Consider the following 11128-nt stretch of genomic DNA (forward strand, 5'->3'; position numbering starts at 1 on the left):
GCAGCGGGGCGTTGAATTACAGGAAGAAATCCATGCGGAAGTAGATCGGCGCTTCACGCTCCGTCACCACTCCAGGTCTTTCTAACGAGTGGGCAAACGTCACGCTGGTGCTGACGTATTTGCCCCGGGCGAACAGTTCCACGGAGTTGCTTGAAACGCGGCCGTGGTTGTCGCCGTTGTAACGGTCGTTGCGGATCACGCCCTGGTCGTAACCGAGGCTGGTGCCGTATTCGGCGAAGGCCGGGCGCAGCCATTCGAGGGTGACCGGGCGCGCCCAGCGCACTTCGTTGCGCCAGTAGCCGCCGCTGTCGCCGGACAGTTGCTGGTCCTTCAAACCGCGCACCGACGACGAGCCGCCGAGGCTGATGCGCTGCGGCGAGAACAGCACGTCTTCACTGCGTTGCCCGGTGGCCAGGCTGGTGAAGCTGAACGACTCACCCCACAGGCGAAACGGCTGCAAATAGCTGACGGTGGCGGTGTATTTGCGGTAATCCGGGGTGGGCGTGAGGTTGCCGAACTGGTCGCGGTGCTGGTCGTCGCGCTGGGCGTCAAAGGCGCCGATGCCGTTCTGTACGCCGAGGTCGATGTTGACGAAAGCATTGCCGATGCGCCGGCCGTGGTTGATACCAAACTGCAACTCACTGAGGCGGTTGCTGCTGATTTCGAGCTGGGCGTCGTTGACGTAGTTGTTGGTGCGCAGGTGAGCCACACCCACGTTGACCGAGGTTTTGCTCACGTCATCGCGGTGAATCACGCGCTCTGCGCGCAGTTGGTGGTTCTGGCTGTCGCCCGACTGCTTGAACTTGAAGGTGTCGGTGTAACCCAGCGCGCGGTAATCGCTCTCGCTGTAGGTGTAGGTGAAGTTCCACCAGCCCCACGGCACGTTGTAATAGAGCAGGGTGTTTTTCGAGGTTTTCTGGTGGTCGCTGATGGCGTCGTGGCCACCGCGCAGCACCAGTTGGTCAGCCAGGCCGAGCGGGCTGTCCCACTCCAGGCCCGCGCCCCATTGCTGTTCGCCGGTGCTGCGTTGCCCGTCGTTGTTGCGCGACAGGCTGGCGCGCCAGGGCTTTTGCGGGGTGTTCTTGACCACCACGTCGCTGCCGCCCACTTGCTTGCCGGGGGTCAGTTCCATTTGCGCCTGTTTGGACGGCAAACGGTTGAGCTGGTCCACCAGTTGCTCGACCTCGCGCAGGTTCAGCGCCTCACCGACCTTGCCGGGAAACGCCATGGCCAGTTCACGCTCGGTGACGTTGCTGCCTTCGGCGCTGCGCACCGCTTCAAGTTTGCCTTCGACCACCAACACCTGCAGATGGCCGCTGGAGAGGTCTTGTTGCGGCAAGTAGGCGCGGCTGGTGACGCGGCCTTTGGCGATGTAATAGTCGGTGATGACCTTGAGCAGCTCATTGAGCTGCGAGACGCCCAGGCATTGGCCTACATAGGGTTTGAGCAGCAGCGTGCGGTCGCCGGCAGGCAGGCTGTCGGCGCCTTTGAGTTCGATGTCTTTGATCGGGAAGCAGCGGGTGTCGGCAGGCGTAGCCGGTGCCTGTGGCTTGGCTTCTTTGCCGGGCAGGTCCTGAAGCTCTTGCAGGCGCCGGCTTTGCTCTTCCAGCAGGCGGTTCTGCCGATCGCGGATCAGGTCTTGATCCCCTGGCGTAGGGGCGGCGATGGCCGTATTCAGGCTCAGGCAGGTGAGCATGAAAGTGCACAGCAAGTACCGAGTCCGTGGCGATAAAAAAGACATGTTCGATCCATCGAAAATCAAGGGGCGGCAAACTACCATCGAACTAGCGCTGGCCCAAGAAACCGGGACAGTTGCACATTCGTGCTTATTACATCCGCAACACATTGATTGTTAACAATAAAGAGTTATCACAAAGAGATAATGGCGGCCGTTAGAAGTTTTATTCCGACCAGCGGCAACTCTTTTGATATTAATTCGGCAAACAATTTAGCAAATGCCATTATTTAGCCATCAACTACTTGCCGAGTTAGGTTAGTGCAGGGAAATAGCGAAAAGTTCGCGGTGTTTTTGTGAATTGGATCCCATTTATCGGAATTCCAAGCGACGCAGATGGAATGTGGGAGCTGGCTTGCCTGCGATGGCGGCGTGTCAGGTATTGATTGGTTGCTGGCCCACCGCTATCGCAGGCAAGCCAGCTCCCACAGGGGTCTTTGGGGTCTTTGGATTTTCTAGCCGGCGTCTTTGCCTTTTTCCGCGCCGGGCACCAGGGTCAGGCCGGGGCGCTCCACGTCGCGGGACACGTGGGACTTCACATCCTCGACACCGCCGTCTTCGTCGTTGTGGATCACCAGCACGCCCGGCTTGCGAAACTGCTCCAGGTGGCCGTCGCCCAAATTGAAACTCTCACTCAGGTTTTTGTCGCTCAGCGCATTGGCTTCGGCGCGGCGCTGGGCGAACTTGCGCCCACGGCGTTGCTGATAGCGCGCCCAACTGATCAGGATCACCGCGTTGAACAAGGCGATCCACAGGTAGATCTGCAAGGTGTTGAGCGCGGCGAAAATCGGCGCCTCAATACGTGGGCCGCCGTGGGTTTCCAGCATGGCGCCGATACCACGCGCGAGCAGCCAGATCAGGCCGCCCCACGCCAGCAGCGTCAGCAGCACGTCGATGATCCACATCACGGTGTTTTGGCGAGTTCTGACCAGCTTCATGGTCACGCCTCCTCTTCACTGGGTTTGATGCCGCGGTCCGGGCTGACCCAGCGCGCGCGTTTCTGGTGCTGGTTGAACAGCACCTTGGGAAAGCTGACCAGGGTGGTGAGCAGGCTGACCAGCCAGAACACCATCGGGTACCACACGGTCCAGAACAGGGTTTTCCACAGGTCCTTTTCATAGCGCCGGTCGATCAGGATACTCACCGCGAACTGCAGCAGGCACACCATCGCCAGCACCAGCCCGGTAAAGGCCGGTGGCACCAGGGAATCCACGGCAATCGCCTGCGGCAGTACCACGAACTTGCCCACGCCCCAGAAGATCACCGAGAGCAGGAAGGTGAAGGCCCAGCCGGTGGACAGGCAGTACTCGAACAGCAGTGGCCACAGGTAGCGATGGCGCCATTGCCAGATGCCTCGGATGTTCTTGAACAGCACCTCGGCGCCGCCCTGGGCCCAACGCAGGCGCTGTTTCCACAGGCCGCCTACGGTTTCGGGCATGAGGATCCAGCACAGGGCACGGGGCTCGTAGAAGATCGCCCAGTGGTCCAGTTGCAGCTTCCAACTCACGTCGATGTCTTCGGTGATCATGTCGGTGGACCAGTAGTCGATGCGGTCCAGCGCCTTCTTGCGAAACGCCACCACCACACCCGACACCGTGAAGATCCGCCCGAACACGCGCTGGGTGCGCTTGATCAAGCCGATAATCGAGGAGAACTCGCCCACCTGCACCCGGCCGATCAAGGTTGAACGCGTGCGGATGCGTGGGTTGCCGGTCACGGCGCCCAGGCGCGGGTTGTCGAGCATCGGCGCGACCATGTAGGCCGCTGCGTTTTTGTCGAGCAAGGCATCGCCGTCGATGCACACCAGGTACTCACTGCGCGCCGCCACGGCGCCCATGCGCAAGGCCACGGCCTTGCCCTGGTTTTGCGCCAGGTGCAGCACACGCAGGCGTGGGTGTTGCAAGGCCAGGGCGTCGAGCACGGCAGCGGTGTTGTCTTTGGAACCGTCGTTGACGGCGATGACTTCGATATTCGGGTACAGCTGGTTCAGGGCCGCATGAATGGTGTCGGCGGCGTTATCGCCCTCGTTGTAGCAAGGGATGATGATCGAGATCAGCGGGTTGCCGGCCAGGGTCGGCGCCGGCGTGTCTTCCTTCCACGGCCAATGCCGCTCCCAGTGCAGCCAGAAGTACAGCCCGCCGGCGATCCACAGCGCCGACATGAACAGCGGGTAGAAAAACACGAAGTCCATCAGGAACTGCCCGGTGACCAGGAAGATCAGGCCCAGGGGCACACCCAACACCAACGCCAACACGAATAAAGCCAGGATTCTGTCGAACATGATCAAGGGTTCCACTGGTTGGAAAGGGCCGGACGAACTGTCTTCAGGTCCGGCGAATTTTCCAGGAAGTTATCCGGGTAGTAGCCAAAGCTCTTGACCCCCTGGCGTTTGAGCACGCCCATCCATTCGGCCATCTGCGCGCCCTTGATATCCGGCGCTTCTTTGGTCCGCCAGTCTTTGGCTTGCAGCTCGAACACGGTTTTTTCCAGCGCGCCGGGGCGCGCCTTGACCGTGGCGACGAGTTTTTCCAGCCAGGCGTTGGAGGTTTTCAGCTCCTGGCCTTCCATCAATGGCATGGCCATGGGCGCAGTCCAGTCGTAGGCCTGGAGGAAGTCGTCGAGGTTCTGCGCGAACCAGGCTTCGCTGGCCGGGTTGAGCATCGGCTCGGCAAAGATATTGCGTGCGGTCGCCACTTGTGGACCACCGATGGCGCGAACCTTGGCGGTCAGCTCGTGGGTGAAGTCGATCAGGTAGCGGCTCTTGAAGCGCGTCCAGCGTTGCATCACTGCAGGGTCTGCACGCAGCGCGGCAATGCTGCCCGGCAGGCCGTTGGCGGCATAAGCCTTGAGCGCAGCGGGGCTGGCGTCTTCGAAGTCGGAAAGCACGGCGTCGTCGTGGTACAGCACACCGTCGATGGCATTGTTGCGCGCCAGGTCTTCATAGATCTCGCCGATGATCTTGCGCACCTGCGGGTCGAACGGCGACAAACGTTTGTATTGGTCCGGGTCGGTGCCGACCTGGCCGGTTTGCGGGTCCCAGCGGGTCACACGCGGCAGCTTGGGGTCGAGGGCGAAACTCAGCACCGGCATCCAGGCATACACAGCCGCGTGGGCACGGGTGTGCAACTGCCAGGAGACGCGGTTGAACAGGTCGGCGCGCACCGGCAAGTGGCGGTTAGGGAAGTACAGCGAGTGCACCAGGCCGTCGCCTTTGGGGTCGGCGAAGGCTTGCAGGAATACAGTGCCCGCGCCCATGTCCACCACACGCTGTACAAGCTGGTCGAGGTTGCGCGCTTGTTGGGCCGGGTCGGGGTCGTAAACGTTGTCGAGGTCCACGTGCAGCACCCGCAGCGGTGCCTGGGTTTGCACCGCCACCATGCTATTGGCGAAATGCTCGCCGTCCGGGTCCGAAGCCACCAGGAAGCGCGGGCTGTTCATCAGGTTGCCGAGGCTGTCGAGGCCGTCTTCCAGGGTCAGCGCCATCTGGTAGCCCTGCTCGCCGACAATCGCCAGTGAGGTGCCTTTGGCGGCGCCGTAAGGCCACACCCACACCCGAGGCGCCTTGCCGGTCACGCTGCGGATCTTGTTAGTGATCGCCGCGACATCAGCCCGCATGCGCGCATCGAATTTGGCCTGGTCTTCATAACGACCGGTGGCCGGATCAAAGCGCAGGCTGGTCGCCGCCGGCTCGAGGTTGCCCTGGGGGTTGGCCAAAATCCCTTTGTGGTTGTTGTCGGTGTGCGCGGCGATTTCCACCAGGCCCGACTGCGACACTTCACGAATCTGCTGCCAGGTGAGGAACTCCCCACGCGGGCGCGGCGAGCCGGCGAAGTCGACCGGTTGATTGAGCGGCGTATCGATCCAATACCCCACCGGCGCCAGCAAGGCTGGCCAGTGATAGGCGCGCAGAATCGGCATCACGCGGGTGTAGAAGCTGGAATAGCCGTCATCGAAACTGAGCATGATGGCTTTGGGCGGCAACTCGGGGCCGCCGTTGCGTGCCGCCAGGATCTGGTCGACGCTGACCGCCTGGTAGCCGTTCTCGCGCAACCACGCCAGTTGTTCGATCAAACGCTCGGTGCGCACCGCCACCACCGCCTGGTCGGGGTCGCGATCCTCGACATCGTGGTAGGCAATGCCCAGGAAATGGTTTTTCGGCCACGGCGCTTCGTTGGCCAGTATCGGCCGCTCGGCGGGTGGAGTGAAAGGCGCGGGTTGCTGGGCACAGGCACTGGCCAGCATTACACCCAGGACCAACAAGCAACGGCAAAGGACGGTCATGGTCAGGCTCTTTTAGAAACGGTAAGTGAGGTCGACGAGCAAGCGCAGATCGCGTTCGCGATCACCGTCATAAGGTCGGCTGATCAGGCTCAGGTTGGCGCCCACGTCCAGTACATCGTTCCAGCGAAAACGTTGGCCATAGCCGATCAAACCGACGCCACCGGTGGAATAATCCCGTTGGCTGTACGTACCTGCACCGAGCTGGAACTGCTGACTCCACTGAGTCTCGTAGCGGTGATAGAGCACATGATTGACCGTGACCGTGGGCAACACGGTGAAGTCGGATTTGGGGTTGAAGTACACCGTGTCTTCTTTGGTGTTGTGGCTGGTGCCGACTTCCAGGCCCAGGTCTACCTGCACGCCGGGCGCGCTGTAGATGCCCTCGCGGCCAGTCAGTACGGCTTCGAAGCGGTTGTTGCCATCGCTGAAGTGGGACGGGCTCAGGGCCAGTTTCCACTCGCGGCTTTCATTCGCGCGCCAGCGAATAAAGCCACTGCCGCCGTTGGCGGTGACATCGGCATTCAACGCTCGCAGCGGCGTGGTAGTCAGCAGGTAGCCGAGGCTGCCGCCGTACTGCCAGTTGTCGTTGATGTCGCGGGCAATCGACACGGCCGCACCCTGCTTGGAGCCATAGCCGTAGGAGTGGTTGGACACTTCGGCTTCCAGGGTCATGTCGCGGGTGCGACGCTCCACACCGACGCGCTGCCAACGGTGTTGGCCGGTGCCTTCACTGAAATCGGCGGTGGCGTAGCCGGCACCGGCGAACAGGCGCCAGTCTTCATCGATAGGCGGCGTGTAGAGCACGCTTTCGATGCCCCAGTCACGGCTGCCGGCCACTGCGCCGGCGTTGTTGTTATTGCCGCCGCCGTAGCTTTTTCCGGTGTAGGCCTCCACGCGCAGCTCGGCCATGTCGTGTACATCCCGCAGACGGCTCAGGCGCTGCACTTGGCGGCTGTCCGGGTTGCGGGCCAGCACGTCATCGGTGAGCACGTCCATTTGCCGCCATTCCTGCAGGTCCATGGCAGTGTAGGCCTGGCTGACTTCCAGGCCGATATCCCGCGGGGTCTGGGCTTCGGTTTCCTTGAGGATGCCCTCGGCGCGGCGTGGCAGGTCGCGGGCGCGGTACATGTCGGCCTGGGCCAGGCGCAAGCCGACATTGCCGGGAGCTTTGGCCACCAACGCGTCCAGGCCGGCTTCGCTGCCCGGCAGGTCACCGCCGTAGACGCCGGCCTGGGCCGACAGCTGTTGCGCGTCCATCCAGGCGTCGTTGGGGTTACCAATGGGCAAGCCCTTGAGTTCGACTCGAGGTTTCTGGCTGGTGGCGAGGCTGTTGGCGACTTCGCGCGCATCGGCGCCTTTGTCGCTTTCCTGCAAGGTGTAGAACAAGGCCGTGGTGTCTTCGACCCGATCATCGGGTTCGGCATCGGCAGCGCTGATCACCTCGCGGTACAACGGCTCGGCTTTTTCCGGCAAGCGCTGGTCGAGGTAAGACGCGGCGACCCAACGCAGGGCATAGGTCGGCAATTGCACGCCTTCGCCCTTGAGGGTTTCGTAGTCGCGGATCACATCGGCGGTGCGTGCCCGCGCCTTGAGGGCACCCAGGCGGTCGATGCGCCAGCGCACCACATCATCATGGGCACTTGGGTCCGGGGTCCAGCGCGCGAGCAGTTTGTCGTAGTCATTGAGGGCGCGGTCGGCAACCACGTAGCGTTCTTTTTCGGTGCGGGTGGCGAACTCGGCCATGCGTACGCGCTCGGCGGCGAGGTCACCTTCGAGGCGACGCTGGGTCACCGCGTCGAGCAGGCCCGGATGTTTGGCCGACAGGCGCAGCGCCGGCTCCGGCAGGCGGGCCTTTTGCAGGGCGACGATGTATTCGCGGACCACTTCAGGCTTGTCACCGGCGCGAGTAAAGGCTTGGTCGAACTCGAACAAGGCGTCGTAGTTCAAGCCTGCGCGGGTCAGCGCATAACCCAGGGCCATGCGGCGGTTGGGGTCATTGGGTTGCGCCGCCACCAGTGCGCGCAAGCGCTGCACGGCCGTCGTGGCCTGGCCGCCGTCGGCCTGGGTCAGCGCCTGGCCCAGCTGCAGGTCGACATTGCCCGGCTCACGCACCAGCGCTTGCTGATAAACCGCCAGAGCCTGCGGCCACTGCTTTTGGTTGCGATAAGTGCGCGCCACCGTGGCCAGCGCCTGGGTGGTGAGGTTACGATTTTTGCCTTGGGCCTCGTAGACCTTCAACACTTCGGCGTCTTGCCCTGCCCAACCGGCAATCACCAGGTGATCGCTGATCTGGCCAGGTGTCTGGCGTTCAGGCGGCAGTTGGCGCAATTGGGTCAGCGCGGGAGTGAAGTTGCCGTTACGCGCCTGGATAATCAGCGCGTCATAGGCTGGGTCGGCGAAGGCAAGGCTGGGCGTCAGCAATTGGCTGCATAAGGCGGCCCCAACGAGCAGGCGCAACCGGCCTGAAGCACTGGTGGGTAGTGTTCGCAGCATATCGTGAGCTTCCTTACACACGGAAAGCTATAACGATAGGTGGTCCTGAGCAAAACGCATCAGGGTGCCGGCGTCTCGTGACCCGGCCTAGCTTTCCTGTAGGAACTATCTCTTAGGAAAGTAGGGAAATGCCCAAATCAGAACAATTGTTCAGAATTATCCAACCGCAGAAAAACCAATGGAGGCCAAGGCTTGCCTGAGCTAAGCAGCCACAGCCGGCCTGTATGCCGGTTGTTTGACTGCCGCTTCAGGTAAACCCACGCCTCCAATATTTATTTCTTACCGATGTAAGAAATCTTACTGCGCGCCGCTGACCGCACCCGCTTTGGCCATCACAAAGCCAATGAATTGCTCCACGGTCATCTTCTGGCCATTAAACGTCACTTCGTTGTTGGCGTAGTGCAGCTTGGAAACCACGTCAGTACCCACCAGGGTTGCCAACTGAGTACCAACGGCCATGCCACTGACCATCTCGGCCGCCATCTGTGATTGCTGTTCGATGGCTTTAGGGTCGGTCACACCGCCCACTTCCGCTTGCAGGGCAGCGACGTCGCCGATCATCGGCTTGGACAGGGTCAGGTTGGCATCCAGCAGCGCGATAACCTGCTTGCCCAGCTCAACCGGTGGCAATTCCATCGAGGTGGGTTTGGTCAGGTCTACCACCAGGTTGAATTTGCTTTCACCGTGGGTGGTTTTCAGCGACAGGTTTTCCACTGCCACTTGCGGCTTGGCGGCCAGCACCTGGTTGACGTTGGCCTCGGCCAGGGTCTGCTCGGCTTCGGTCAGTTGCAGCTCAGGCACCGGTTGGCCGGCAGCCGCGGCGGCTTGCACCGGCTGCATCTTGTCCTGGTAGAGCTTGGTCAGCACCAGCATCGCCGGGATGTCGATGTTCTTCATGCTCAGGGCCATGGCGGCCGAACCTACAGGTTTACCCTGGTAGCCGATTTCGTCGATCTTGTAGTCAACGCGGCCTGCCAGGTTGTTGTCCTTGGTTTCGCTGGTGTCTTTTTGCTCGAAGCCCTTGAGGGTCAGCACGGCTTTCTGCGGGCCGAAGGTGACTTTTGTGTCGGTCAGCTCAACGGTGTTTTGCCCGGTGTAGAAACCGAAGGTGGATTTTTCCAGGTTGCTGGCCACGGTCAGGCCGGACAGTTCGGCTTCAAGCGGCTGGCCATTGGCGTCGATCACGGCAACCTTGAGGCTGTTCATGTAGCCGCTGGCCTTGACCTTCTGGCCTTCGGCGCTGCTGTCGAAGTCCAGGTTGGCGCCCGAGAAGCTCACCGAAGACTTGTCGTCCTTGATGTCCAGCGGCAGCAATTCGACGTTGCCGTCGACCGAGCGGTTGTAGCCGATATTGGCCACGCCCTTGAGCGGCGACACGTCTTTGCTGGCGGCGAACCATTTTTCGGTGGTGGCGTTCTTTTCCAGCGCATAGTGACTGGTGGCCATGACCGGCAGCCACTTCAGCGTCACCAGGCGCGAGAACGGCAGCGGGCCGTGTTCGATATGGTCGACGAACAACAGCTCAGGGTTCGGGTTTTCTTCACCGAACACGCTGCCTTGGCCTTTGAGGCGGTAGTGCGCGGTGCTGCTGAACAGGCCACGATCCAGGGACACCAGCTCCAGGTTCACCGTGCCATCGACGCCGGCCATAGAGGTCTGCAGTTCTTTGTTGGCGTTCTGGATGGCGGTTTGCAGCACCGGCTCCAGTTGCTTACCGGTGTACCAGGCGCCGCCTGCACTAATGGCGCCGACGGCGACAACGAAACCCAAGAAAACAACTGCTGGCTTATTCATGAAGTGACCTGATCAAATCCTGTGAGAAGTGGGCTGTCTTCCTTGAACCCCGAAGGGGTTGGCTCAAGCCCGCCGAAAACGGGGGAAGATTAGCACTGGCGGCCGATAACGGCCCAGCTTTTCAGAGGGGTCAGGTCAGCGGTTGGTTCACGAGTATTCCAATTCAACCTCATCGAGTTGGTGATCGAAACTCTTCAAGCGTGCGGTCCAGGTGTACACCAACACCTCAAACTCGCGGTGTATCACTGTGTTGCTGGGGGTATCGGCCTTGGGGTCGCAGAAGTCCAGCTGGTAGCGTTCCCGCGCCATTTGCGTAGCCACGTCGGACAATTCCCGGGCGTTATTGAGCCAATGCCTACCGTCGGCGACCTGTTGGTCGAGCAGCACACATTGTTTTTTCAGGGCCTCGAGGCTTTTTTCCAGCGGCGTGCCGGTGAGCTCGCCCATGACTTCCTGGAAAGTACGCCCGGGCTGCCAGTAGCTGCCCCAGAAATAGCGGTCGAACACGGTTTCGACGCGGCGCAGAGCAACCTTGGTGTCCCAGATCGCCACGCGGGTCTTGCCTTGTTGAAGCAGCTTTTTTTTCACCCGTTGATTTTGATAGGACGCCCAGGCCACCACGCCGATGGACAACGTGCCGATCACCAGACAGGCGCTATCGAGAAACACCATGGCCTTGTCGAGTTGGTGGGCAAGCATGACGCCGTAGAAATAGGCAGCCGATAGCAACACCAGTGCGAAAAGCACGCACCAGAAAGCGGGAGCATAAGGGTTTTTCATTATTGGAATCCCCATGAGCAAACGCGAACTTTGTCAGACGGGCCT

At 61.2% G+C, this 11128-nt stretch carries 7 protein-coding genes; all 7 read right to left on the reverse strand.

Going from position 1 to position 11128, the window contains the following annotated elements:
• Positions 1-16: 16 nt before the first annotated feature.
• On the reverse strand, positions 17-1741 hold the full coding sequence (locus tag AOA62_RS20700; protein ID WP_099549571.1) for a ShlB/FhaC/HecB family hemolysin secretion/activation protein: 1725 nt from the start codon (positions 1739-1741) through the stop codon (positions 17-19).
• 449 nt (positions 1742-2190) lie between these two features.
• A complete protein-coding gene (gene pgaD / locus AOA62_RS20705; protein WP_099549572.1) occupies positions 2191-2673 on the reverse strand; it encodes a poly-beta-1,6-N-acetyl-D-glucosamine biosynthesis protein PgaD in 483 nt (160 codons plus the stop codon).
• A gap of 2 nt (positions 2674-2675) precedes the next feature.
• Positions 2676-4016, reverse strand: coding sequence for a poly-beta-1,6-N-acetyl-D-glucosamine synthase (gene pgaC, locus AOA62_RS20710; protein ID WP_017136591.1), 1341 nt, complete (start codon positions 4014-4016; stop codon positions 2676-2678).
• A gap of 2 nt (positions 4017-4018) precedes the next feature.
• Positions 4019-6016, reverse strand: a complete 1998-nt coding sequence (pgaB, locus tag AOA62_RS20715; RefSeq protein WP_099549573.1) for a poly-beta-1,6-N-acetyl-D-glucosamine N-deacetylase PgaB — start codon at positions 6014-6016, stop codon at positions 4019-4021.
• Between the two features lie 12 nt (positions 6017-6028).
• Positions 6029-8509, reverse strand: coding sequence for a poly-beta-1,6 N-acetyl-D-glucosamine export porin PgaA (pgaA, locus tag AOA62_RS20720; protein ID WP_099549574.1), 2481 nt, complete (start codon positions 8507-8509; stop codon positions 6029-6031).
• Positions 8510-8806: 297 nt separating this feature from the next.
• A complete protein-coding gene (locus AOA62_RS20725) occupies positions 8807-10303 on the reverse strand; it encodes a YdgA family protein (RefSeq protein WP_017136594.1) in 1497 nt (498 codons plus the stop codon).
• A gap of 147 nt (positions 10304-10450) precedes the next feature.
• A complete protein-coding gene (locus AOA62_RS20730) occupies positions 10451-11083 on the reverse strand; it encodes a hypothetical protein (protein WP_026013660.1) in 633 nt (210 codons plus the stop codon).
• Positions 11084-11128 lie beyond the last annotated feature (45 nt).

Source organism: Pseudomonas sp. 2995-3 (genome assembly GCF_002742565.1).
Classification (GTDB): domain Bacteria; phylum Pseudomonadota; class Gammaproteobacteria; order Pseudomonadales; family Pseudomonadaceae; genus Aquipseudomonas; species Aquipseudomonas edaphica.